This is a genomic window from Pedobacter frigidisoli (assembly GCF_004331675.1).
GTDB classification, from domain to species: domain Bacteria; phylum Bacteroidota; class Bacteroidia; order Sphingobacteriales; family Sphingobacteriaceae; genus Pedobacter; species Pedobacter frigidisoli.
Genome location: NZ_SJSN01000010.1, coordinates 86,562 through 112,187 on the forward strand (window position 1 = coordinate 86,562; position 25,626 = coordinate 112,187).

Annotated in this window: 24 protein-coding genes and 1 pseudogene; 3 read left to right on the plus strand and 22 right to left on the minus strand. The window is 42.3% G+C overall.

Features of this window, described 5'->3' with window-relative positions; translation table 11 throughout:
- Positions 1 to 18: 18 nt before the first annotated feature.
- The 20 genes and pseudogenes from EZ449_RS13730 to EZ449_RS13820 all read right to left on the minus strand — a co-directional run bounded on the left by EZ449_RS13730 (position 19) and on the right by EZ449_RS13820 (position 18,711).
- The gene (locus tag EZ449_RS13730; RefSeq protein ID WP_131559732.1) at positions 19 to 252 is read right to left on the minus strand and encodes a hypothetical protein; all 234 of its coding nucleotides are present in this window, start codon (positions 250 to 252) and stop codon (positions 19 to 21) included.
- Between the two features lie 321 nt (positions 253 to 573).
- Positions 574 to 1,515, minus strand: a complete 942-nt coding sequence (gene moaCB, locus EZ449_RS13735) for a bifunctional molybdenum cofactor biosynthesis protein MoaC/MoaB (RefSeq protein WP_225872318.1) — start codon at positions 1,513 to 1,515, stop codon at positions 574 to 576.
- Positions 1,484 to 1,927 (minus strand): molybdenum cofactor biosynthesis protein MoaE, encoded by a 444-nt coding sequence (locus tag EZ449_RS13740; RefSeq protein ID WP_131559734.1) that lies wholly within the window; start codon positions 1,925 to 1,927, stop codon positions 1,484 to 1,486. Before EZ449_RS13740 ends, moaCB begins: the two co-directional genes overlap by 32 nt.
- A gap of 10 nt (positions 1,928 to 1,937) precedes the next feature.
- A complete protein-coding gene (locus tag EZ449_RS13745; protein WP_131559736.1) occupies positions 1,938 to 3,041 on the minus strand; it encodes a HesA/MoeB/ThiF family protein in 1,104 nt (367 codons plus the stop codon).
- 2 nt (positions 3,042 to 3,043) lie between these two features.
- Positions 3,044 to 3,274, minus strand: a complete 231-nt coding sequence (locus EZ449_RS13750) for a MoaD/ThiS family protein (protein ID WP_131559738.1) — start codon at positions 3,272 to 3,274, stop codon at positions 3,044 to 3,046.
- A 1-nt stretch (position 3,275) separates the two neighbouring features.
- The gene (locus EZ449_RS13755) at positions 3,276 to 3,773 is read right to left on the minus strand and encodes a molybdopterin-binding protein (protein WP_131559740.1); all 498 of its coding nucleotides are present in this window, start codon (positions 3,771 to 3,773) and stop codon (positions 3,276 to 3,278) included.
- Entirely contained in the window at positions 3,774 to 4,514 is a 741-nt protein-coding gene (locus tag EZ449_RS13760; RefSeq protein WP_131559742.1) for a sulfite exporter TauE/SafE family protein, read from the minus strand.
- 3 nt (positions 4,515 to 4,517) lie between these two features.
- Positions 4,518 to 5,696 carry a molybdopterin molybdotransferase MoeA gene (locus EZ449_RS13765; RefSeq protein ID WP_131559744.1) on the minus strand — a complete coding sequence of 393 codons (1,179 nt, stop codon included), beginning with the start codon at positions 5,694 to 5,696 and terminating at the stop codon, positions 4,518 to 4,520.
- 5 nt (positions 5,697 to 5,701) lie between these two features.
- Entirely contained in the window at positions 5,702 to 6,682 is a 981-nt protein-coding gene (moaA, locus tag EZ449_RS13770) for a GTP 3',8-cyclase MoaA (RefSeq protein ID WP_131559746.1), read from the minus strand.
- Positions 6,679 to 7,260 carry a nucleotidyltransferase family protein gene (locus tag EZ449_RS13775; protein WP_131559748.1) on the minus strand — a complete coding sequence of 194 codons (582 nt, stop codon included), beginning with the start codon at positions 7,258 to 7,260 and terminating at the stop codon, positions 6,679 to 6,681. Before EZ449_RS13775 ends, moaA begins: the two co-directional genes overlap by 4 nt.
- Positions 7,257 to 8,366 (minus strand): XdhC family protein, encoded by a 1,110-nt coding sequence (locus tag EZ449_RS13780; RefSeq protein WP_131559750.1) that lies wholly within the window; start codon positions 8,364 to 8,366, stop codon positions 7,257 to 7,259. Before EZ449_RS13780 ends, EZ449_RS13775 begins: the two co-directional genes overlap by 4 nt.
- A 299-nt stretch (positions 8,367 to 8,665) precedes the next feature.
- Positions 8,666 to 10,903, minus strand: a complete 2,238-nt coding sequence (locus EZ449_RS13785; RefSeq protein ID WP_131559752.1) for a xanthine dehydrogenase family protein molybdopterin-binding subunit — start codon at positions 10,901 to 10,903, stop codon at positions 8,666 to 8,668.
- 24 nt (positions 10,904 to 10,927) lie between these two features.
- Complete coding sequence (locus tag EZ449_RS13790; RefSeq protein ID WP_131559754.1) at positions 10,928 to 11,947, minus strand: FAD binding domain-containing protein; 1,020 nt, start codon at positions 11,945 to 11,947, stop codon at positions 10,928 to 10,930.
- Complete coding sequence (locus EZ449_RS23390) at positions 11,940 to 12,215, minus strand: (2Fe-2S)-binding protein (RefSeq protein ID WP_317130436.1); 276 nt, start codon at positions 12,213 to 12,215, stop codon at positions 11,940 to 11,942. The genes EZ449_RS13790 and EZ449_RS23390 overlap by 8 nt, the downstream gene beginning before the upstream one ends.
- A gap of 30 nt (positions 12,216 to 12,245) precedes the next feature.
- Positions 12,246 to 12,449: pseudogene (locus EZ449_RS23395) on the minus strand (2Fe-2S iron-sulfur cluster-binding protein); the annotation flags it as partial.
- Positions 12,450 to 12,568: 119 nt separating this feature from the next.
- On the minus strand, positions 12,569 to 13,009 hold the full coding sequence (locus EZ449_RS13800) for an EamA family transporter (RefSeq protein ID WP_225872319.1): 441 nt from the start codon (positions 13,007 to 13,009) through the stop codon (positions 12,569 to 12,571).
- A 383-nt stretch (positions 13,010 to 13,392) separates the two neighbouring features.
- Complete coding sequence (locus EZ449_RS13805) at positions 13,393 to 15,519, minus strand: xanthine dehydrogenase family protein molybdopterin-binding subunit (RefSeq protein ID WP_131559758.1); 2,127 nt, start codon at positions 15,517 to 15,519, stop codon at positions 13,393 to 13,395.
- Between the two features lie 17 nt (positions 15,520 to 15,536).
- Positions 15,537 to 16,550: an FAD binding domain-containing protein gene (locus tag EZ449_RS13810; protein WP_131559760.1), complete on the minus strand. Its 1,014-nt coding sequence runs from the start codon at positions 16,548 to 16,550 to the stop codon at positions 15,537 to 15,539.
- Positions 16,551 to 16,565: 15 nt separating this feature from the next.
- The gene (locus EZ449_RS13815; RefSeq protein WP_131559762.1) at positions 16,566 to 17,345 is read right to left on the minus strand and encodes a (2Fe-2S)-binding protein; all 780 of its coding nucleotides are present in this window, start codon (positions 17,343 to 17,345) and stop codon (positions 16,566 to 16,568) included.
- A gap of 448 nt (positions 17,346 to 17,793) precedes the next feature.
- Positions 17,794 to 18,711 (minus strand): alpha/beta hydrolase, encoded by a 918-nt coding sequence (locus EZ449_RS13820; protein ID WP_165499761.1) that lies wholly within the window; start codon positions 18,709 to 18,711, stop codon positions 17,794 to 17,796.
- A gap of 796 nt (positions 18,712 to 19,507) precedes the next feature.
- Here EZ449_RS13820 and EZ449_RS13825 point away from each other — a divergent pair.
- Both EZ449_RS13825 and EZ449_RS13830 read left to right on the plus strand, forming a co-directional pair.
- Complete coding sequence (locus EZ449_RS13825; RefSeq protein WP_131559766.1) at positions 19,508 to 20,068, plus strand: AAA family ATPase; 561 nt, start codon at positions 19,508 to 19,510, stop codon at positions 20,066 to 20,068.
- Between the two features lie 59 nt (positions 20,069 to 20,127).
- Positions 20,128 to 20,442, plus strand: coding sequence for an ATPase (locus EZ449_RS13830; RefSeq protein WP_225872320.1), 315 nt, complete (start codon positions 20,128 to 20,130; stop codon positions 20,440 to 20,442).
- A gap of 547 nt (positions 20,443 to 20,989) precedes the next feature.
- Here the strand turns inward: EZ449_RS13830 and EZ449_RS13835 are convergent.
- Both EZ449_RS13835 and EZ449_RS13840 read right to left on the minus strand, forming a co-directional pair.
- Positions 20,990 to 22,687 (minus strand): SWIM zinc finger family protein, encoded by a 1,698-nt coding sequence (locus tag EZ449_RS13835; RefSeq protein ID WP_131559768.1) that lies wholly within the window; start codon positions 22,685 to 22,687, stop codon positions 20,990 to 20,992.
- A 980-nt stretch (positions 22,688 to 23,667) separates the two neighbouring features.
- Complete coding sequence (locus EZ449_RS13840) at positions 23,668 to 24,720, minus strand: DUF5694 domain-containing protein (protein ID WP_131559770.1); 1,053 nt, start codon at positions 24,718 to 24,720, stop codon at positions 23,668 to 23,670.
- Between the two features lie 499 nt (positions 24,721 to 25,219).
- On the opposite strand from EZ449_RS13840, the gene EZ449_RS13845 reads away from it, so the two are divergent.
- Positions 25,220 to 25,477: a DUF4142 domain-containing protein gene (locus tag EZ449_RS13845; protein ID WP_131559772.1), complete on the plus strand. Its 258-nt coding sequence runs from the start codon at positions 25,220 to 25,222 to the stop codon at positions 25,475 to 25,477.
- Positions 25,478 to 25,626: the final 149 nt, after the last annotated feature.

Sequence of the window (25,626 nt, forward strand, 5' to 3'; positions counted from 1 at the left end):
CGCAGAATATTTCATATTCTAAGCACTATCTACGTCGCCTCCGTCTCGCTCTTCCCGCTTCTGGTCTTGATCGGGATGGTCAATGAGAGCTTCATCGCCATCAGCATCACTTCCCTCCATTTGTTCTTCCAAATCGCCAGATGATACCCTTTCATCACTTGGATCGTATTGTAGCCCGGGTTCTTTCTGAATCTTTTGATGAACCTCCTTGATATCTCTAAGAATATCATTATCATTTTTACTGTCTTCCATAATTTTCCTGATTACATATTTGTATAATGATGACAAGTACAAGTACAAAAGGTTTTCAAAAATTTGATTTATAAGTGGTTAAGTTCGAGTGTATTCCAAAAATATCCACATGGAAGTTTTAACTAGGTTGTAATGATCATAACTTTCAATTTCAATAACCACCGTTTTCAGAAGCCCTATTTTCGATAACGTCCGTCACTTCAATGATAAATTTATCCATTTCAAATGAAATATAAAGCTGGCCAGATACTTTCCCTTTCCGATTATCCACTTAAACAGTGGGCAATCAAATTGTAGATGCATCCTAAACCAAGCATCAAACTAATGCTTTTGCCCTCCCTTTACATCAAATAAGTGTAAAACCTGAGGGAATAATGCATCCATAAATTCAGTCACACCATTTTTTGACCCTGGAAGTGTAAGGACCAATGTATCCTTTATAAAGCCTGAAATACCTCGTGATAACATGGCATAGGGCATTCTTTCCTGTCCATATCTGCGAGCGGTTTCCATAATACCCTCAATATTACGGTCGATCAGTGGTTCAACGGCTTCGGGCGTTACGTCCCTTGGAGAAAGACCCGTGCCTCCCGTGAACAGGAGTAGGCTATACCCTGCATTACTCAGTTCAATAGCCTTGGCTCTGATCAGCTCGATTTCATCAGGAACGATTTCATACCTTTTCGTGGCAATTCCAAAGTTTTCGAGGCTGGCAATAATGGCTCTGCCTGAGCGATCCTCCGTTGTTTTTTGGTAAACGGAGTCAGAACATACAACGACTGCTGCACTTAGCTCAGGGTAGGTTAACTTCCTTATATCCGATTTTCCACCGTGTTTTTCAACCAGTCGGATATTTTGGATCTCCACGCCCTTATCAATTGGCTTTAGCATATCGTATATCGTCAAGGCCGTTACAGATGCACCATGCATGGCCTCAACCTCAACCCCTGTTTTATAAATGGTATGCACCTCAACTGTAATGAGTATGCTTAAGTCCTGAACATCATAGGTTATTGATGTGTATTCCACTGGTAAGGGATGACAATCCGGGATTACATCACTAGTCCTTTTAACGCCGAACAAACCTGCGGCCCTGGCAAACTCGAAAACGTCACCCTTTGGTATCTTCCTTTGTAGGACCGCGTCAATGGTTTCCCGCCGTGATACTTTTACCGTTGCACTTGCAATAGCAATCCTTAAGGTACTTGATTTTCTTGTAATATTTACCATTTTATTGATTCTCCTTCCATCGATGCGTATCATCAGCAAATATTTCCTTTCCCCAAATTGGAAGTGCTGATTTTATGCGCTCAACAATCTCATCGCAGGCATCAATTGCCGGTTTTCTGTGTTTTGACGAAGTAAACACAAACAGACAGATCTCCCCTGCATAAATGGTTCCCAAACTATGGTGGACATGCATGCAGCTAAGTGGATACTTATTGAAAATAGCCTCCCTGATGTCCTGCATCTTATCCAACGCCAGCTCCTCAAACGCCGTGTAATCAATTGCCGAAACTGTTTTGCCATCAATCTCATCCTTTCTCACCTGTCCCATAAAGATACTGTGCCCACCAATACCGGTCTTCGAGCTATGATTACTAATGCTTTTGGCGATAAATTCGGGTGCTATTGGCCCATTTACGAATATATTCTTGATTTTTTTGTCGCTCATACCAGGTTGCTTAAAAATAATTGCTCCATTTTGTAATTCCACCCTTCACGCTGTAGATGTTTTTAAGATCGCCATATTTTTCATTAAATAATTCAGCCGCTGTTGCACTTCTGATACCATGCTGACATAAAAAAACGATGTTCTGCTCGCTGATATCCTTTGCCAGTAGTGATTCCAGTTCTGATAATGGCACCGGCAGAATTTCTTTATCATGTAATTTGGGATACTCGTGCCGCTCCCTTACATCAATGACCAATGTCGTGGATTGTTCCCGTAACGATTTCAGATCGATGGCGCTTATTTCAGTATAGTTTTCAGCATCCTGGTCTACATCCCCGTACTGAATTGAAGATAGTTCCGCTTTGGTTTTTGGCAGGGTATAGTTAGCGCCGGGGCTTATATTCATCTCGTATTGTTCGCCACTCAATAAATTGTAATGCCTTAATGTGTTAATCAACGGCCTGCCAATCTTCGTAATCAGCTTGATAATTTCTCCGGCGGCCATAGCTCCGATAATCCCCGGTAGAACACCCAGAACTCCATTTTCAGCGCAATTTAGAATCTCACCGTCTTTCGGCTGTATGGGGAACAGATCGCGATAGTTGGTGCGCTCATCTCTTTCGCCGGCAATGTTGAATATTGCCAGCTGACCTTCATAGCCCGATACCGCTGCAAAGATAAGTGGTTTTTTCAGCAGCGTGCTTGCATCGTTAACCAAATACCTGGCGGTAAAGTTATCTGATCCATCGAAAATAAAATCATATCCATTTAGTACTTCAATGACATTACTGCTATCGATCTTAAAAGGGTAGATGGTGATATCAACTTCGGGATTGATTCTTTGTAGGCGCTCGCTTGAAACCTCTACCTTTAAACGCCCAATATCATCGGTGGTGAAGAGCACTTGCCTGTGGAGGTTGGATACAGAAACAATATCATCATCGATAATTCCAATCGATCCGACACCGGAGGAGACAAGGTATTGTAGGGCGGGACAGCCCAAGCCTCCGGCCCCGATCACGAGCACACGGGCATCGGCAAGCCGACTCTGTGCCGGTTCCCCAAATCCCTGCAAAATGAGTTGCCTGCTATATCGTTCGTTGTTGTATCTCATTTTTATCCTCCAGAAAATGGTGGCATTATCGCAATAATATCATTGTTCCTTAATTCCTGGGTTGATTGAACAATGTCCTTATTCAGGGCAAGTTTATATTTCATGCTCGCAAGATTTGGAAATAATTGTTCCAGATTTGTCTGCAATTCATCTGTGTTTGACGCTTCTACTTCAATCTTTTGATTTGGTATAAGTTCTGATATTTTTCCGAAGGTTACTAGTTCTATTTCCATTCTAATTTGCCTGCAAAATACTTATTTTATTTAACCCTTTAACAAATCGTCTCCCAGCTGCCAGGTCACCTGTAGAAATCATTGCTATATTCCCCTTCTCCGATTTTTTCGGATCGGTATCAAAACTTATCAGTATCAATATATTGTTCCCATCTTTAGCATTAAAGATTTCGTTCCATGAAAAAACGACCTTGTAGTTATCTGATGCAGTGAAGACCAGATAATACTCGCTCAGTCTTTTTGGGGACGGTTCATCAATGATTATATTCGATAGGATATCTTTCAGGGCAACACCTTTGATGTTCTTGATACTGCTCTTACGCTGTAAGAGGTGATCGAAAATTACCATACTATCCAGGCTGACCGTTTTGTACTGTGTCAATGATCCCAAATCAAATGTTGACTTGTTCTTTACTTTTCCATCGACAACAAATTGTTTGCTTTCCTGCGCTTTGGCGACAAGATTTAAGAAAAGAAGAATAGGAAGAATGTATCTCATTTATGCCTGTGTAAATAATAATTTATAAGCGGCCAAGGCGAGCACGCAGGCCAATACGTTCTTCAGTACGGCTTGAGGAAACTTCAACGCACCAAAATAAGCGCCGCATATCCCGCCTAAGAATGCGATGGACACAAAAGTGAGCATGTCGGCATTGAAATAAAGTCCCTTGATTAACTGCCCAGCTAAACCTGCTAGCGAATTGACGAAAATAAAGGCTGCGCTAATGGCTGCAGTCTTTTTTTGATCGGCCCATTTCAGCAACAATATCACTGGAGAGAGTATAATTCCCCCACCGATGCCGATCATACCCGATAGTAAACCAATTGTTCCGCCGATGACCAGGGAGAGCGGGATACTGGCCTTATTAAAATCTTTCGGATCTGTATCTTCAAAGAAGAAAAATCGGATTACCGGAATTAGAAGCAAGACCCCCAATATCTTTTTATAGGCCGCACTTTCAATAGCCATAGTACCGCCCATGAAGGATAGTGGGATTGAGGCCGCGGCAAAAGGCCAGAACATTTTCCATTTAAAATGTCCTCCCCGGTAAAATTGAATGAATGAGGTAGAGGAAACAAAAAGATTTAATAGCAGAGCGGTTGGCTTCATAACGGCAGGTGAGATTGCAAAAATAGCCATTAGCGCCAGATAGCCGCTTGCACCTCCATGACCGACCGAGGCATAAAGAAAGGCCACGATGAAGAGTAGGATGTAAAACAGTAAAAAACTTTCTTGCATGGGCTATTGGGGTAGGAGCAGAACATCAACACCCTCACCTTGGTTAAAAGTTTGTTGTGTCTCACTTAAACAGATTAGACAATTCGATTGCGCAAAGGAGCTCAGGCGATAAGATTCTTGGGCGTTCAATGGCCTCACCATACCATTTTCATAGATACCCTTTAAGAAATGAGCAAGGCCTGCCGGTTTTTGATAGCCGAAGCTCAAACTTGCCTTTACAGTTATTAGGGAGTTCTCTTTGCAGGCCAATCCTGCTAAAGCCGGTAAAACATAATTATAATAACAACTCAAAACTGAGGATGGATTCCCAGGCAGTCCAAAAATGAGCTTATTTTCCCTGGTGCCGAAAAATAGCGGTTTGCCCGGTTTCTGTCGCACTTTATGAAAGATCTGTTCGATTCCGCAATTCTTGGATGCCTCAATAACAAAATCATAATCACCAACACTAACCCCTCCCGTGAGTAGGACAACATCATTGTTAACTAAAGCATTACTTAAGGTGTCTGTCAATTTATCTATCTCATCGACCACCCAAAAAAGTTCAATGTCCGTAATTCCCTGAATTTTCATTGCAGCAGATAGGGAATATGAATTGGATTCATAAACCTGACCGAAATCCAATGGTGTGCCGGGTTGTTTCAATTCGTTACCAGTAAGAATAATAGCTACTTTTGGCATCGGATAAACTTCAGCTTCGGTGATACCGATTCCTGCAAGAAAACCGATCGCAGCAGGGCCAATTAAATCACCTTTCTGCATGGCCAATTCACCTGCCCTTATTTCCGAACCTTTCTCCCGAACATTCTTTCCGACTGAAAGTTGGGGATCATCTAGCGTGATCCTGTTGTCGGATTTATCGATTTTTTCCTGCATCACAACGGTATCGGCGCCCTCGGGAAGCGGAGCCCCGGTAAATATACGGCTGGTCTCTCCATATTTTATTTCTAGATGGTGACCTGTGCCAGCGGCCATTTCACCAACCAGAATTAATTCACTTAACTTTTTATCGAAGCTGAATGCATAACCGTCCATTGATGATTGTCTGAACGCCGGAATGTCGTAATGGGAGAAAACATCCTCAGCCAGCACATGACCGCAAAGCTGATGTAGTAACAGCCTTATTGGGCTAAGCGGGTAAACGTTTTCGGAAATGAGACCTTGGGCCTCTTGTACGCTAATCATGTCCTCTAGCCTCCTATAGTAATCATACTTCGGTTTTTGATCGCCCCTGGGTCAATATGCTCAAAGTCGGTAATCAATTGCCCGCCCAATTCTTTCTTCTTACTCATGATAGATGCCCTGATAAGCGGCAAAATTTCTTCGTTGTTTCTAAGTGCAGAAAGTAGGTCTGTTTCCCCATTAGAGAAAAGGCAATTTTTTAGCTTACCATCAGCAGTCAGTCGCATGCGGTTACATGTACTGCAAAACGGTGCTGTCATTGTACTGATAATTGCAAATGAGCCCTCATGGCCTGGAATCATGAAATGTTTTGCCGTATCGTGAGGTGTTCCCTCAACGGGTAGAACCGTAAAATCCCTTTCGATCCTGTTTAAGATTTCTTTTAGGGAAAATAACTTATTGCTGGTCCATTTATTGCCCGTAAAAGGCATAAACTCAATGAATCTGACCTGAATAGTGTTATGTTTTGTCCAGTCTATGAAATCCCGTATTTCGCCATCATTCAGCCCTTTCATCACAACCATGTTTATCTTGACACTGATTCTCTCCTGAAGCAGCAATTCGATATTACTGCGAACCTGATGAAACACATCGCGTCGGGTGATGAGCAGGAACTTTTCTGGCTGAAGTGTATCCAGACTGATATTTATACTCTTAATACCCGCTTCCTTTAAGATGGGTAGCATTTCAGCTATTCTGGTCCCGTTTGTGGTAATCACCAGCTCTACAGGAAGCTTTCCCAATGCTGAGATAATGGCCGCAGCATCTTTCCTTACCAAAGGTTCACCTCCGGTCAAACGTATCTTCCTTACGCCCTGATCAACAAATATTTTCGCCAGCTTAATAATTTCATCTGTCTGCATTAATCTTGATGCGGGTGTAAAATCATGATCTTCTTCCGGCATGCAGTAGAAACAGCGGAAATTACAGTTATCCGTTAAGGATATCCTTAAGTAATCATGTACACGCCCAAAGGAATCTGCTATCATTGTTCTTTAGTTAATTTATTATAATCTTCCTGTGTATCTACATCCAGTTGGCCCAATGGAAAATCAATCGTTTCCATATCCGCTGAACTATCAAGTAAAATCGCTCTTGCGCCACTATCACCCTTTAAAGCCAGTAATGCAGCGAAGTATCTTTTATCAAACAATACCGGCGTACCGGATATCCCTGAATAGCAACTGGCAATTATACCTTTCCCTGTTTTCTTCTTTTGCTCAAGGAGCGTTTCAAATATAGCAGTACTGATGTATGGTTGATCAGAAACGGATAGGATTATATTTTCTAATTTCGCATTCACTTTTAATATATGCAATAGCCCTGTGGCAATACTTGACGAAATTCCCTCCACCCAGTTATCGTTAATGATATAATCTAGGTTCAGTTTTTTGATGAGTAGGGAGCTGTGTGCCCCCAATACGACAATAATTGGGCCCAAATTGGCTTTTATAGCCGCTTGGGATACAATATCTATCAGTAGTTTTCCATTAAAGTCTAGAAGCTGTTTCGGCCTGCCCAATCTCGAGGAACTTCCTGCGGCTAATATAATTATTCCTGTTTTCATCCTTGATTATGGATATGTATCGGCTCTTTTTTATTCTTTAACCGGATGCCAGATGCACCGGAAAAAACCGCCTTGATTTCTGCAACAATGGCGACTGCGATTTCTTCTGCAGTTTCAGCGCCGATATCCAATCCAATTGGGCCGTGTATCCTCTCCTGATTTTCCACCGTATTCAATGCCAGTTCATCAAGCATCCTGATCAGCTTCTTTTTTGGCCCCAGGGTGCCGATGTATAACACCTGAGTTGGGATTAACCTCTTTAGCAGATCCAGATCATAATTATAGTTATGGGTCATCAGTACAAATGCCGTATGGGCGTCAATATCAACCTGCCTTACAAGTTCCCCCGGGTTGGCTATAAGGACGTGGTTCGCACATGGAAAACGTTGTGTCGTTGCATGTGCAGGTCTGCCGTCTGCAATGATGGTTTCCCAGCCCAAGGTATTCGCTATGGATGATAATGGCTGGGCATCGTTTCCCGCTCCTGCGATAATCAAGCGTAATGGGGGAGGAATAAACTCCAGAAAGGCCTCATATTCACTCCCCTCGATCGAATAGGTTTCAAATCGCGATATTTTTAGCTTCAGCACATCGAAAGCATCATTCTTTAATGAACCGGAAATCTCAGAAGATACTTTTTCTAGAACATTATCGCCTATAAAGGACATTACCGTACCAGGTTGGTTCTTGTTTTCAATTGAGAAGAGCGTTGCCACTACGCAGTCTTCCCGTTTGCCGTTGGCCGCCATCAACAATTCAATAGGATTAAGCCTTTCGCCGACTAAAATGGGTTCAAATAGAATGTGTACAATGCCATTGCAGCCAAGTTGTACCCCAAATTTTGCATCATCCTCATCAGTTGTATCATAGACGACCAGCTTATTCTCCTGTTGATAGATTGCTGAAAGCGCCTTTCGCAGCGCATCTCCCTCCAGGCAACCACCGCTAATGGCACCGGTTAATATGCCATCTTCCGTAATAAGCATTCTGGCGCCAGGCCGTCTGTATGAAGACCCCTCTACCTTGACAACCGTTGCCAGCGCCATCCGGAGTGTTCCGCTTACGGCTTTATGGTAGGCTCTCAAAATATCTGAAATCTCTTTCATTGTCCCAATTGTTAAATTTCAGCAATATACCAATCCCTGTTTAAAATCATTGAACACTTCCCAATAGGAAGGTAATTTTCTGACACGTTTCTCGGTCAGATCAAATACATGGCGCAAGGGCAAAGGGGGTAGGCCATGCTTGTTAAATTCTCCAGCATCTTAATCATCCTCCCCCATATTAATCAAAATGGGAGGGATGTCGTCTATCCTTGACATCCTATAACCATAAAGATTTTGCTGCTCAATCAGTTCATCCCCAAATGCTATCCCATGAATGATTAATCTGTCCAATGCTATTTTTAAAATAGCTCATCGAAATGTATCGGTAGTTTATTGATACGTTTACCCGTTGCATGATAAATGGCATTTGAAATTGCTGCAGGCATTGCAACAAGGCCGATTTCTCCCACACCCTTTGTTCCAATTTCATTTATTAGGTCATCTTTCTCCTCTGTGAAGATCACCTCAAGTTCTCCTATATCCGCATGCACGGGTATATGGTATTCGCCCAGGTTTGCATTGATATATTTGCCTAGTCTGGCGTCCATAATGGTTTCCTCGTGCAGCGTCTTACTGATACCCCAGATCATCGATCCGAGAATTTGACTCCTTGCCGTTTTCGGGTTGATGATCTTTCCTGCCGCTACGGCAGTAACGGCCCTGGTTACCGTAACTACACCCAGGTCCTTGTCTACCTCGACCTCGACAAAAGATGCACTATGGGTAGCCAGACTATATTTTCTGAGCTTTAGCACATGTGGCTTACCCATGTTGGTGGTTTTTATTGGGCGTCCTGCGTTAAATGCAATAATCTCCTTTAGGGAGATAAATGTTTTCATGTCTTCTTTTAAAAGCAAGTTCCCCCCTTTGAAAACAACCTGTTCGGCTGCTACATTTTTAAAAGGGGAGTCTTTCATCTCACCAGCTTTCCTCACCAGCTTTTTTCTAAGCGCCCTAGCTGCGATTACGATTGCCACTCCTGTTGAGGAGGTTGTTGCAGAACCGCCCTGAAACATTGAAAAGGGCTTTTTGCTATCTCCGTAACGAAAATCTACGTCTGCTATGTTAAGGCCAAGTTCATCTGCCGCGATTTGGGTCATTATGGTCAATGTCCCGGTTCCAATATCTGTTGTGGCATTGTTTAGTATAAGTTTTCCATCCGCGCTGATCATTGCCTCCACTCGTGCCGGAAACTGAAAGGCATCCCAAATTCCCGTTGCCATTCCATAACCTACCAACTTATTCCCTCGGGCCATACTTCCAGGCTCTGGCGAGCGTTTATCCCATCCAAATTTTTCGGCGGCTTCGAGATAACATGCCCGGAGCGCCTTGCTTGTATAGGGCTTTTCTGCCGATGGGTCCATGTCCGAGTAGTTAATTAAGCGCAGATCAAGCGGATCGATCTTGAGTTTATAGGATAGCTCATCCATTGTACACTCAATAGCATGCAGGGCTGTACTTCCTCCTGGGGCCCGCATGTCCATTGGCGTATAAACATCCAATGGAATAAGGTGATGTTCAAATAATGTATTCGGCGCAGCATAAAGGCGGTGACTCCACGAAGCTGTGGGCTCTGTATAATCCTCGAAGTTTGAGGTCTCTGCGAAAACCTCATGGCCAAGGGCTGTTATCCTGCCATTTATATCTGATGCGAATCGCAACTTTTGGATTGCCGGCGGGCGATGACTGAATGAGAACATCTGCTTCCGGTCTAGCACCACACGCACATTACGTTTAAGGTGAAGTGCGGCCATTACACAGAGAAAAAGCTGATATTGGGGACGAAGTCCTGAGCCGAACGCACCCCCGACAAAAGGCGCCAGTACCCTGACATCCTTGTAGCGAAGCCCAAAAAGATTCGCTACAAAAAGTTGGTTGTTAATAGTGCCCTGTGTCTTATCATAGATCGTTAGTTTTCCGTTTCCCTCAAATATTGTTGTTGTCGCGAAAAGCTCAATAGGATTGTGGTGTTCGGTACCATGCTGAAATTCAGATTCAACCTTAATTGCAGCATTTTCAAAAGCATTTTCAAAGTCTCCCGTAGGGGGAGGGGGAGGTGGTTTCAATGCTGTTGCAAAACCCTTTTTAGCAGGTCTTGCCCTTGTAAGGTTATCCTTCAGGACCGTTTGAAAATCTTGCTCCTCAAACTTGAAAATGATCTGGGTTGAGCCATACCTTGCCGTTTCGAAATCTTTGGCGATGATTAGTGCGATTGGCTGACCGTTGTACAGGATGTTTTCATCATATAACGGTTTAAAGACCGTACCAGGTGGGGCATCCATGTCCGTATACTGTAGATCGAACCATGCTAATTTTGGGCGATTTTTATGAGAGATGACCTCGACAACGCCCGGTATATCGATCACTTTGGTGATATCAATGTCAATAATCCTACCTTTGGTGATTGGGCTGCTAACAACGTATCCATGAAGTAGGTTGTCGGCCTGATATTCAGCCGCATATTTTGCCATACCAGTCACCTTTTCCCTGCCCTCTAGTCGGCTGATCGGTTTGCCTACAATTTTGTCTATTCCCATATCAATATATCTGTATGTTGGATTTTAAGCAGATGGCTGTGCACCGGGCAGTTGTGACTCAGGCTTCAGGGCCATTAAGCCATTCCTGATAATTGCCTTTTTGGCAAGCTTGATCTTGAAATCGTTGTGCCCGAATCCTTTTGCCTCCTTTAGGATAAGATCTGCCGCACCTGCAAAATTTTCAGCATTTGCCTCCCTGCCCTTTAAAAATGCCTCAGCGGATAAAGACCGCCAAGGTTTGTGTGCTACACCACCAAGGGCAATCCTGGCCTCTAGAATTCTATTACCATCAAGGGCCAATCCTGTGGCTACCGAAACCAGGGCAAAGGCATAAGAATGTCTATCACGGAGTTTTAGATAAGCGTAATTCGTTGCAAAACCTTTTTCAGGCACTTTAATAGCCGTTATTAATTCACCTTCTTTTAAGTTGTTATCCAAGTGGGGCGTGTCTCCCGGCAGTCGATGGAAATCAGCAAAGGCAATGCTCCGATTACCTTCAGGTCCAGTGACGTTTACAACTGCATCCAATGCAGCTAATGCCACACACATATCAGAGGGAAAGACTGCTATACAATGTTCACTTGTTCCTAAAATGGCATGCATTCTGTTATACCCGCTCATCGCTGGGCAACCAGATCCTGGAATTCTTTTATTACAGGGAACCTCGTGGTCATAGAAATAATAACATCGTGTTCGTTGCAATAGATTACCTCCGTTTGTAGCCATGTTTCGAATCTGCGGAGACGCACCGGCCAAGATTGCCCGAGAAAGCAAGGGATAATTTTGTTCAACTATAGGATGGTAGGCAGTTTCTGCATTCCTGACGCCCGCACCTATCATGAGTACGCCATCCTCAAGCAGCCTAATTTCTGAGAGTTCCGTAAGGTGGTTAATGTCGATAAGCTGAGATGGATTGGTGATATTATATTTCCATAGGTCTAATAAGTTCGTCCCACCAGCGACAAATGTTGTCGTTCCATCTGCCCTGGCCAGACTTAATGCCTCAGGGATATCTTTGGCCTGTTTATATTCAAAGCTATTCATGGCCGCCTCCATCCTTAACCTGCATGATCGCATCAATTATTCCGACATTTGCACCGCAACGGCAGAGATTGCCGCTCATCATTTCCTTTACCTCTGTTCTGGAATTGGCCTTTCCCTCTTTTAGTAGGCCAATGGCACTGCATATCTGTCCAGGTGTACAATAGCCACATTGAAAAGCGTCATGGTCAATGAAAGCCTGTTGTAAAGGATGAAGCTCATCACCTTTCGCGATGCCCTCAATGGTCGTAATTTCAGCCCCATCTTTCATCACGGCAAGGCTAAGGCAGCTCAATATTCGCTTGCCATCGCAAATTATCGTGCAGGCACCACATTGGCCGTGATCACATCCCTTCTTAGATCCGGTCAGGTTTAAATGGTCTCTTAGGCAGTCCAATAAACTTACCCAAGGCTCGATGGAGATGGACTCTCTTCTCCCATTAATAGTGAAGCAGATCGATTGGCTGTCAACTCCCCGCTTAGGTGCCTGATTTTTTGTTAACATAGAATTACTTGTTAGTGTTACCCCTAATCATGCTAACATTAAAAGCAACTATAAGTTTTAATGTAACGTTGAAAAGTTTTTTAGGTAATGATTTATTTTACTAACTAAGGCCTGATGGGTCAATCACCCGGGTCTGAAAGGGCAATCAGGACCGCGCCTGCTATCATGACCGTGCCACCCACAATAATTTGCCAAGTGAGCTTTTCACGAAGAAAGATGACCGATAGGACAATCGCGATAACCAATGATGACCGTTCAATGGTAGCAACGTAAGATGCACGCCCCATCGACAGGGCCTTGTAGGAGAAAAGTGTTGACAGGGAGGTGAATACTCCTGCTGCAAGCAAGCATACCCAGGCTTTAGTCGTTATTGAGCTCCAATCCCCTTGATTTCCCTGATAGAACACCACGGACCAGGTAATCAACAATATCAATATCGCCTGGATGGCAAAGGCAAGGCTAGAATCTACATTCTTCAATCCCGCCTTGGTCAATACGATGACAAGTGCTGCTGATATTGCAGCTAGTACCGCCCATATAATCCACATAGTCTTTTTCATAACAAACATTTATAATGCGAAAATGATTTGGCTAAAAACAAATTCTTGACGCTATCGAAAATATCGCAATAACCTAGTGTGCAAGCGGCGGCTTAACACCAATAATAATCCAGATGTTTCTGAGGCTTCTTGAAACCTTCTACAGCGACATATGGTTGTTTCATAAACCTAAAATCGAGCGTTATGGATATAGATCCAGAAAATGAAGAAGTGACCTTAGAGCGGATTAACCAAAAAAGCACCTATTTTATCAGGAAATAGATCGCAAGAAAGATCGCTAGGCCTTTACCGCCTCTTGATATACGTAAATCCAGTTCTTTTTAAGAACGGGCTATTTTCGGCAATTATCGCCGAAATCGCGAACGTTTAGTGAATTGCCGATGCTAAAGTAATTTGTCTGGGGTGATTGGTAAACTTCTGACACGCTTACCGGTAGCGTTGAATACAGCATTTGCAACAGCTGCTGCCACGCCAACAATTCCAACCTCTCCGATACCTTTTATACCCATTTTATTTGGGATTTTATCGTCCTCCTTAATAAACATGGCGTCAAGTTTGCCGATATCAAAATTGGTAGGAACATGATAATCACCAAACGAACGGGTGGCAAAATTACCCCATCTTGGGTCGATAATTGATTCTTCGCTCAATGCCATTCCAATCCCCCAAATATTACCTCCTATAATCTGCGAGCGGGCAGTCTTAGGGTTTAATATCTTTCCAGCGCCAGTTACAGCTAAGAAGCGGGTCACTTTTATCATGCCTGTATGTATATTCACATGGACTTCCGCAAAGTTTGCATTAAAGCTATGTGCCGAATACTGCTCTGCTTCCATTGGCGCTTTGGCATCTGCTCGAGTGTCGAAACTATTGATATGTTCACTGATCATGAGTTGACTGGCGGTAGGTCGAACAAAGAATTTCTTATTGGATTTAACCAGAAGCTCATCAGTAATCTTGGTACATGCATCATTAACGGCATTTGCAAAACTCGCAGCACCAACTGAGCCCACCGAACCTGCAGCAGGTGGCAAATTAGAATCCCCAATTTTTACAGTTATATGTTCCATCGAGATCCCAAGGCCATCGGCTGCGGTTTGTGCCAATATCGTATTTGTGCCAGTGCCAAGATCTGAAGCTGCAATTTCTACGGTTGCAGTAACCAAATTGCCATTTCTAGTTAGCTTGATTACCGCTGAGCTATCCCGCTGTCGTGCAGGATAACTGCCGCATGCAACACCATAGCCAATCAGATTGTTTCCAATTCTGTTTTTTCCTGGCGTGGCATTTCGCTTTTCCCAACCAAAGGCTTTTGCACCTTCTCTCAAACAGTCAATGACTTTTCTCGAAGACCATGGTTTGCCATTGGATGGATCTCTTTCAGGCTGATTTTTTAAGCGAAATTCTATTGGATCGATATCCAGTTTATAGGCAAGTTCATCCATTGCAGACTCAAGAGCAAAACTTCCTGTAGACTTTCCCGGTCCGCGCGTGTAGGTTGGCAAGATGATGTTCATAGGGACGACCCGGTAGGAGATCAGGGAATTCGGGGTTTCGTACATGATTTTGGAACAATCTCCACACGGCTCTATATATTCGCCATCTATCGCGGTATGTGTGGTGGTTTCATGCGCAAGGCTGATTAGCTTTCCATCTTTGGTCGCACCCAAACTTATCTTTTGCTTGTTCCTTTGTCGCAGGCCAACAGAATTAAACATCTGCTGGCGGGTCAATGCCAATTTTACTGGCCTGCTCACCATCTTTGCGGCAACAGCCGTTAAAACCAGATTTGCCCACTGTCCACCTTTTGAGCCGAAACCGCCACCTATAAAGGGCGATATTATCCTTACCTGTTCTGGCTTAAGGTTTAAGGTAGCCGCTGCTGAGGCTTGAGCACCATTTATGATCTGTGAACCATTATATAAGATGACGTTCTCACCTTCCCAAACCGCCACCGTGGAATGTGGTTCCATGGGATGATGGTGTTCTATTGGGGTCTCATAGGTTTCCACTATTTTCACCGCAGCCTCCTCAAGCGAGGCTTTAGCATCCCCGCGAAACAGATCGGCCAGCTCTTTTCCCTGAGGCATGCCTGCCGATGGAGCTAATTTTTCAAAATCTATCTTCTCTTCTTTTTTATGATACTCAACCTTTATCAGGTGAGCCGCATGTGTTGCCTGTTCAAAGGTCTCTGCAACTACGATCCCAATATGTTGCCCATAAAAATAAACTTCCGGACCTTGAAGCAAGGCGCCTCCACGCAGACCACCCTTAACATTTAATCGTGGTGCATTTTTATGCGTAATTACTGCTAGTACGCCCTGAGACTCTTGGGTTTTCGTTGTATCAATGTCTGTAATTGTACCAGATGCAATTGTACTTTTGAACAGTACGGCATAAGCCATGTCCTTTGCAGGATAATCAGTTGCATAAGTAGCTTTACCTGTAATTTTAAGTACACCATCAATCCTGTTAACGGCTTTTCCAATCAAATTGTTTTTTTCTTCCATGTTGGTTCAGCGATAAATTACGCTACGGCATCTGTGCCCTTCGATGCCAGTTGCAGGGCGGCGGTAATCGTGTTGGCTCCTAGCCCGACTTTAAATTTATTATGAAACAAAGGCTTGGCGTGGCTCATTTCTGCCTCAGCTGCCAACCTGAAATTAGCCAACGTTGCAGCTTTGCCTCTTAATAATGCCTCAGCAATTGAGGCTCTCCAGGGTTTATGCGCCACACCGCCCATAGCTATATGTGCTGAAACAATTTTATTTCCATCTAATACCAAACCTGTTGCAACCGAAACAAGGGCGAAGGCATACGAATTCCTATCGCGGACCTTTACATATGCCGAGTGCGCAGCAAAATTATTTTTTGGGAGCTCAATTGAGGTGATCAGCTCACCATGGTTAAGTGTATTGTCCTTTTCTGGATGGTTCCCTGGTAGGCGATGAAAATCATTGATGGCAATAGATCTTATCTGTCCCTCTTTCTGCATTACGTTTATATTTGCATTCATCGCAGATAAGGCAACAGCCATATCCGAAGGATAAACAGCAACACATTCATTCGACCAGCCAAATACTGCATGCATTCTGTTAAAGCCCTCCATTGCGCTACAACCTGAGCCGGGAGACCTCTTGTTGCATGGCATTGCTGTATCGTAGAAGTAAGAACAACGGGTTCTTTGCATAAGATTCCCGCCGTTGGTAGCCATATTCCTTATTTGGGCAGAGGCGCCCGCCAAAATTGCCTTCGTTAGTAGTGGGAAGTCTTTTCTTATCAATTGATGATTGGCCGCATTTGTGTTCTTTCCAAGCCCACCGATAAGGACGCCCCCTGCATTTTTACCCCTTGTGATAGAGGAGATTGATGTTAAATCCAATCTGGTAATATCAATAAGTTCATCGGGTCGTTCCACATCTTCTTTCATTAGATCGAGGAGATTTGTGCCGCCTGCCAAAAAGCTTGCATTTGGATTTCTATCCAAAAGGTTTATGGCTGCAGAACTATTTTTGGTATTGGTAAATTTGAATGGTCTCATAATTTTTTGATCTTTCTAACCGGCAAAAAGCCAAGTCTGTTCAATGTTTTTTCCTGTCTGTGCCTCCTTAATTGCCGCTACAATGTTTGGATAGGCGCCGCAACGACAAATATTACCCGACATCCGTTCAGCAATTTCATCGTCAGAAAGCATCATGCCCACTTCTGTCTCCCTTATATTCGTTGATACATAGCTTGCCTGTCCCTCTTTGGCTTCTTTCATTAATGCTACTGCAGAACAGATTTGGCCGGGTGTACAAAACCCACACTGAAAACCATCGTGCTTCAAAAAAGCCGATTGCATAGGATTCAGTTCATTGTTCCTCGCAAGACCTTCTATGGTAATTACCGATTTGCCCTCGCAGGATGCAGCCAGGGTCAGGCAAGACAATACACGGTTTCCATCGAGAATAACCGTACAGGCTCCGCACTGGCCGTGATCGCATCCCTTTTTGGATCCGGTTAACCTAAGTCGCTCACGAAGTGTGTCAAGTAAGGTTGTCCTGGAATCGATAAGTACTATTTTTCCTACAGAATTAACCTTAAGGTTTACGGTAACGCCATTCTCAATCGCAATCGGAGGCAAATCTTCAATCTCCATATCAATCGCCCTGGCAAAAAGCTGTTCGGCACCTATAAGGTGACTTGTTAATAGGCCAGCAGAAGCAAGCCCTATTAATTTCACGAAATGTCGCCTATTTAAACCAGATTGAATGATTTCATTTAACTCTTCGGGCATGAGATCGCCGAAAAGCCTTTCTTCCTCTTTGGTAAGTTTTGTATTATTATCGCTCATGCTTTTGTTGTATTGGCTTAAAGCTGCCTTAATCTATTGATTAGCAAGTAATTTTAATTTAAACATTGGATCGATCGTATGGTTTTATAAATCAAAAATATTACAGACGCAAATGATTAGGATTAATCTTGAGCGAAGAATGTAGGACGATTTGTCTTGGGGTTTAAATATCCATTATGATGTCCTTCTCCTGGTTCACATTTTCTTGGCATATTTTCAGCGCCAGGAGGTGATCTTCCAGTATTAACTTTCGCTCATCGCTGAACAAAAACATCACCTTACCCTTTTGGAAATAAAAGAGCACGGGTTCATGGGGAGGCGCCAGGGAAAGCTTTCCATGGAGGTAGGAATTTTGAATAACGGGGGGTAACCGCGTTCCAAATCATTCGGCAATCTGACTTGTTTTGAAAATCAATACGATGGCGGTTTGTATTACTCAGTTTGTTGATCACCTGAGGTGCAGATCGAACCACGCGTTGAATTCATGTTCGTCTTCGTCCATGCCCTTCCATCCATGCGCTGCACCAGGTTTTACTACTAACTTGACAGGAACATGTAAATAATGCAGTCTTGTGGCCAAAGTTTGAGACTGCTGAATTGGGACCAAAGGATCTTTATCGCCGTGCATCAGAAAAGTGGGCGGCGCATTTTTCCCTGCCACTTGCGCAGGGGACATCAATGAATCGATTTTTCTTCGTTGTTGCAGGTTATCGATGGGTATATAGGTGCGTGTAGCACTATCCCAATTGGTATAACCGAACGCTCCGAGCACACCAACCTTAACCAGGGTTGGTTTGTCTGCTGCCAAATTGTAATCGGTCCGGCCGAAATTCAGAAGGTCAGTGGGTGGGCAGAAGACGGCAACGGCCTGCAGTCGGGTAGAAACCTTTGCGATTGGATCCTTACTGATCGGGTCGGCTACGTCTTTACTCAATGCGGTGAGCAGCGCAAGGTGTCCGCCAGAGGAGGTGCCGGTAATGCCCAGTCGCGCGGGGTCTATATTGTAGTCTGCAGCATGGTACCGGACAAACTGTACTGCGCGTTGTACATCCTCTAACATATCGGGCAGTGCAAAACGTGGCGCAGATCGGTGCATCACCAAAAATACCGTATAGCCATGCCTCACAAATGGCAGGGCGCGCTCCCTGTATGCAGTAAAGGAATTGTAATCGGAAACGAAATTTCCGCTCATCAGGCTTATGATACCCTTGCCATTTGCGTTTTTTGGTGTAAGTATGGTGAGGGTAAGCGAGGCGCCATCGCGGCGATCGTAGGTTGTTTCCCGTTGGCTAAAAGGAAGCTCGGCCTGCGCAAACAAACTGTTGCCCACCAAGGTCAATAGGATTGACAAGATGATTTTTCTCATATTCCGCATAAGGTAAACTAAAATAGGCAAAAAATGCGATTAACTGCTGTTTTGATCTTGCGTTATTTCATCTGAAATCTGTTGTTTCAAACAATACTATTGGTTACGGTATACCTTGAGGTTGACAGGGCGGGCGGGGCGCATCTGTTTTTCTGTGATCACCCTGAACATGATATTAACTATTTATCAGTATAACTTTAGAACTAAACACCCCTATTTACCCTAATTCTGTGACAAAAAATCAATTAATTCACCCTAATTTTGTGACGAAATACATGCTAATTGTTGGACAGTTTAAAAAAAATAAGGGAATATATCTATCTCAATCTAGCGCTTGCTGGAATTGCTCATCGGAAGAACAACGGAAAAGAAAATATTGTCAGAGGCGCCTGCCTCGTCCTCATAAGAGCTCTTGGCAGTCTTTGGCAGGAGAAGAGTCGGAAAAACTCTTTTGATCCGATAGGTCTTCCAGAAACAGCTCATTTTTCAACTGTCTGGGGTTCACGACGCGAATGCTACCAAGCAACTACTCAATTTCAGCAAGGCTATCGCAGATGCTCTAGGTTCAGGGTTAACTCCTGCAGCTCCTAGGAACTGGACGGAGGCTTTCTGTCAGCTCAGGGAATTTGCAGTCCCTATACTTAAAAAAAGAAAAGCTGTAATTTTCTTTGACGAGTTCCCTTGGCTAAGCTCGCATAAATCAGGCTTTCTTTCTGCATTCGAATATTTCTGGAATCAATGGGCCTCACAGCAGCCGAACCTGATTGTTGCTATCTGTGGATCTGCGGCCACTTGGATGATCAAAAAAGTTGTCAACAGTAAAGGAGGCCTGCACAATCGTTTAACGCGTAAAATCCGCTTGTTACCTTTTACCTTGCATGAAACAGAACAGTATCTGATAAGCAATAATATTCATATTGACCGTTATCAGGCCCTAACCATTTATATGGCAATGGGCGGTGTGCCCCATTACCTGAAAGAGCTCAGGAAAGGGGAAAGCGCTACCCAGGCCATTGACAGGCTTTTCTTCACCAAGGATGGCCTGCTTTCAACAGAGTTCGCAAACCTGTACCGCTCTCTGTTCGAAAACGCAGACAGGCATATTTCCGTAGTGAAAGCACTCGCGGATAAACCATCGGGATTGACAAGAAATGAAATCATAGGGGCATGCAACCTACAGAGTGGGGGACTACCAGTCTTTTACTTGAGGAACTTGTGGGATCTGGCTTCATTTCCCCGCATCTGCCCTTCCAGAAGAATGCCAATCAAAGCATTTACAAACTTAGCGATGAATACAGCCTTTTCTACCTTAAGTTTATTGAACATTCCCGCGCCACGGGTGCAGGTACATGGTTAAAAAAATCATCAACGTCTTCCTGGAGGAGTTGGAGCGGCTACGCATTCGAAAGGATCTGCATGAAGCATACAGATAATATTAAACAGGCGTTTGGTGTTTCTGGAGTGTTCACGGAAACATCAGCCTGGCGGCATTCTTCTAAGGATGGAAACGGCGCACAGGTCGATCTTTTGCTGGACAGACAGGATAATGTGATAAGAATATGTGAAATGAAATTCTCAAACGCTGAGTTTGCTATAGATAAAACCTATGCTGCTGAGTTAAAGAACAAACTTGATATATTTCGTCGAGAGCGTAAAACCAAAAAAGCACTGTTCCTAGCTATGGTTCCACCTATGGCACTAAAAACAATATGTATTCTATTGGTCTGGTAGAGAACGAAGTTATCATGGATGATTTGTTTCTACCTTAATATAATATATCAAAAGTATTCGAAAAGCTGTTTTGATCAGTTTGTTATGCTCACTAAAAAACCAAAATCCTTGGCAGATAGCTTATGTACTTAACCAATTCTATGTCAAATCATTAATCTATATACGCTAATCTCGTGACGATATGTAGGGAATAGTTTGTGCGGAGCAAAAACACGATTAGGGTGGTTAAACTGATTGCAAACTTACTTATTCAATTGTTGATGTTTGGTATCTCTCTTCAAGAAAATAATTAACCAATGTGCGCATTTAGGAATGGTATTATTGTACATCACTGTTTATAGGGAGCAAGTATTGTCTTGACCGTGGGCGAGATACCCTGGTTGAAAACAGTAGATTTATATGCATATATACCTAGATTATTAAGTTGCTATTGGTTTTTCAGATTTTATCGACGCACCCTTTTCGAGAGAATTTATAATACACAACCAAGCTTTTAAATAATTTATTTCTGTTCTGATTATTTTCTCACCGTTTAAACTTAGAGGAATTAACTGGCCGATGACTTTCTACCCACATATTTCACGAATAAATTGGCCCATGTCCCATAAACCTTTTCTCTCGCCTTAACGATAAGCATTAGATTTTCCACCCCATATTTCAAAGCTGCAATTTGATATACCCTTTCCAATATCTCGTCAAGCATAGCAGGATTATCCATGTTCAGCCTATTATCGCGGTCACTATCAATCTTGGTAATAAGCTTTTTTATAAAAGCTTCCGCCGAATATAGGATTAACTGTTTTGAATACAGTGCAATACTATCGTAATCTGCATTTTCATCCAGATAGGCTAATAGCCCATTAAAATCCTTTTCCGAATTTCGAAGTGCGAGGGAAAAATCTGCAGCATTTTTATAAAAACCAGCGAGCTGTCTTGCATTTGCCAAGACCTGATTTCTCCATTTTTTAAATTGGGCATCAGGTTCAGTATTGGAACGAACAAGTATGTAATTGTCAAAGTTAGGCTTGTACAGCAGTTCCCTTGAAAGCACTCCAATAAGTTTCTTGTCATCCTTTGTCTGGGTGTAAATCTGTTTCAATCTTGAAATATAATCCTTGTCGTAGGTGGAATCGGTATTTTGATCGATTTGCTCAATACAGTAGGTTTCCGCAGTATTCAACTCCCCCAGCTCGATTAGCGAATCTATCAGTCTAATGTTATACACCAAGGCATGTCTTAATGGCCGGAATACATCCTTATATTCAGGAAAGTTTTTATTGATTACCACCATGTGCAGCAACAACTGCAATAATTCTTTTGAATCCGTGACTCTCTCATCTTTCCTAGCCTGATAAACTTCCGCTGTTATGCCTACAATCCTAGCGCGCATCTGGGCTGAGCTTGAATTGAATATATTTACGAATATATTGGTATATTCCCGGCGAATCCCGCCATAGCCATCAAGAAAAAATTCTTTCGAAAGAAGGGATAGGCACTTAGTGCAGGTATCATCATCGCGAATATTCAAGATAATCTCCTCTATCTGAGTTAGGATTTGTTTGAAATAGGTCTCAAACCTCTTACTATTGGTCTGTATTCGATATTTGTATTCAACCACAGTGTCAATCAGGACATGGACCTTCTTAAAATAATCCTCATTGGCAGGCTCAGCGAAATATTGATCCAAAATTGGCTTATGAAGCTCAGTCCACAGATCGATGATCTTCTTTACCTCAAAAACCTCGGCTTTTCGTCTTTTACCAGTCACTGCCATCACTGCATTATGAGTTAGGGCAATAATTTCCTCTGGTGTATAATTCTCGGATTTATCAGAGAATTCATTCATGAAAGCAATACTCAGATCTTTGTTTTTCTTTAACGTCCTTAAAATCCAGTCCCTGATTTTCTCGGGATCAGCTTGCTCTAAGGCCTGTTTTACAGGATCGATCTTTTTTGTGGCAGTGATCTTGGGGGCTGGTTTTGTACCTCTGGCAATAAAGGCTAAAAGTGCAATCTTATGCTGGCAGAATGGGAGAGGACTTATACATTCACAGTTAGAGATGATCACAGTACCTTTTTCTAACTGTATCCTCACATCATAACTTTTATCAAGTTCATCAACATAGGATTCAAAATGGCTAGGGTTAACCTCATCACACTCTCTGACTGTGCACCGCTGTGATTTTTTGATCAACTCACTATCCAATTTGGTTTTAAAATTCTTGCTGGTAATTTCGTCTTTCATTTTTAAGTACAGATGTACTCAAAAATAGGTTTTTCAATGATATTTCGTAAAGGTAAATCTCTTTTATTGCAGGTCGTTAATTGATGTGATTAACGGAATCTCTTATAGAAAAGTGGTTTGTTGCCCACTTTTGCCCAATTCCATAATTTACATTTTGTCAGTGGATGATTTAAACAAAGTTGGCACATGGCCTTTATTGAGCACTTGCCCGTTTTCTAGAGAGTCTAATATCCTGTTCTGTGTTCGCGATTTGCGAACAAAAAACAATTTACCAATATTTTTTATGAGAGCACATAGCGGAGAGCGTCCACAGAATATAGTAATCTAGCTAAAGATCATTTCCATAGGAAGTGAACTTTGGCAGTATAGGGATTTATCTTTTTTCGCTAAAGATCAGGATCCCTGAAATTTCTGAATCAATAAACAGGAGCGAGCAGGCTGGCTTATTATGATTAAGAGATTATTTAGAGACGCATTAATGGAATTTATACAATAGGTAGATATTGTGCCTTGGAAGAGCTTGGCCCAGATGTAATATTTGTTGGTGGGGCTATCGTAGCTAAATATTCCCTAACTTTTTTTGCGGGTCTGCCTGGGAATTTTAAGCGTTCAGTCATTTGAAACATCTTACATGCGACCTTCTTATATGAGCAATACTCTTTAGAAATTGTCTAGCAAGAAAACACTGTTACTCTCAGTGATTACAATATCCAATAGTTCAGGGTTTTGAAATGGAATTTTCCATTTCTATCTTTTCTTTACCAATAAGCTTTTCGCTCATATTTTCGTTTTAAAATGGAGTCACCAACTTGAACATCATCCCAACCTATACCTTCCCATCTTTTTTCAGTTTTAAAAGCATACTATAATCGACAGATAAACTGATTTTAAAAAACTTATCGATCTACAGATTAACCAACTCTTTAGAAGTCAGGAATAAGATTCTCACTTGAAAGAGGTAATTCTAAGGCTTTAGTAACCTATTTTACTTCATTTATATTTCTAACTTTTACTCCAGGCATCTTATCAAAAATTTCCTGCATATATCTGCGGTGGTTGGCCCCAGCTATTACAACAACCCGCTTGACACCATTTTTCCTAGCACGGTCTACCACATTGCTGCACATGCCTTTGTTTCTCATTATCCACCAGTGGATCTTTGAGAGCATTTCCTCTTTGGGAAACTTTTTCATCGCATATAATTCAGGCAAGTAGAAGTCACCCGATGCAGAAATCTCCGAGGCCTCAGGACTGTTCAGCCACTCAGTCACCTTATAGGAGGTTTTCTCAATTCTATCATATTCTTCAAAGCCTCGATTCATTTTAGCCAGCTTTTCTTTTAGTTCCTTTTGGACCATAGGTGAGGCATCTTTCCTAAACTCCTTAAACTTTACATCAAATGCAGCCCAGGACGCATTCCAGTTTAAATCATAATCCTGGCAGTCCATTGGAAGAAGTTCCTGTATTTTCAGCTTTTGCATCATTGGAAACCCTATTAATGCATATTCTGAAGTCTTCAATCTTCTCATGCTCCGCCCTGTAGTATCCAAATCTGGACTAAGCAGTTGGTCAGTGTACTCCTGTAAGCTACGATCTGGCGCTTGCTGAAGGCGCTCATAAATCTGCCAGTATAGATAATGGCCATTTGATACATCCTGATCAATATAGTAGGCATGTGCCAAGTCTACCTTTAACTCATAATTAGTGGGTTGTTTCCTTGATAGTTTTTGGAGACTGTCGATCTTGTAAGCAACAATATCAGGATCAATATCTCTGTTATTTCTTAGCCTATTTAATCGGATCAGGTTATCCCTCTTACACCAATAATCCATCACCTTTCGCTCATCATCGTTACTCAAGAATTCTCCAAAAAATGCCTCAGGTTTAAAATTTTCAATCTTGCGGTAAATATCAGAAAAATCCTGTTTCGGATATTTGCTATAGTTATGAGAAACTCCAATCAATAAAACATCAATCTCCTGGGCATTTGACTGCATAGAAAAGATAAGAAATAAAAATAACATGTTTCTCATTGATTGCAATTTTTAAACAAATGGTAAGTTGGCTATAATATCCGTCATTCATTGGATGTGATGGTTGAAAATAAGGCTTTTATTAATGCTAAACAAGCTTAATTAATAATTAAAAAATGATATCACGTTTTCTTAGGCACTATTTTGTTCTCAGTTGTCTAGAAAGGGATGCTCTTGCAGGCAATATGTTCTCTTCGCCATAATTGATCTCAGAAACATACATAGCAAAAGACTGTGATAATGGGAAGATGCCTTCTTTTTTCAAACCCATAAGATCGTTTGAATTTGCAACAATCTGTTAGTATTTTTTTGGCGATAGTAATGTAACTTCTGTAGGTTAGGTAAATTCTTTACCTCGGGTCTGCGCCCCAGTTCGTCTTATTTAGAATTAATATTTGTGTATAACATTGCAAGCTAGATTCCCTATATTAAATCTATTACTTTTTTAAACTAATTACCAATCCAACCCGAAGCCTGCAGGATACTTCGAAAATAAAAAATGTGGGTGGCGAAGCAGGAAATACTTGTCAAAGGGCAAATAATGTTAGGTACTTCTGAGGTTGAAGTTTCCGATTCCATTGAAAGACTTAGGGCATTATTTGGTGCTGAATTTGATAAGCCTTATTTAGAAGTGGTTAGAGAAGATCAACTTAAGGTTATTTCACTTTTTCATGAAGCAGGTAAATCTTCCGATAAACAGATTAGGACTTTTGTCAATAGATATTTGAAGATGCTAAAAAAGAGCATTTGCATTTGATATATCAGTGAAAGATTATGGAAAGGAAATCAATTTGGATATTGAAAATTTGACGATAAGGCCGGAATTTGAGGTTTTGAAACCATACTTTGAAAAATTTTTAACAACAAAGTCGGTTAGAGCCGAAATTTTTTTAGTCCTAAGAAGTG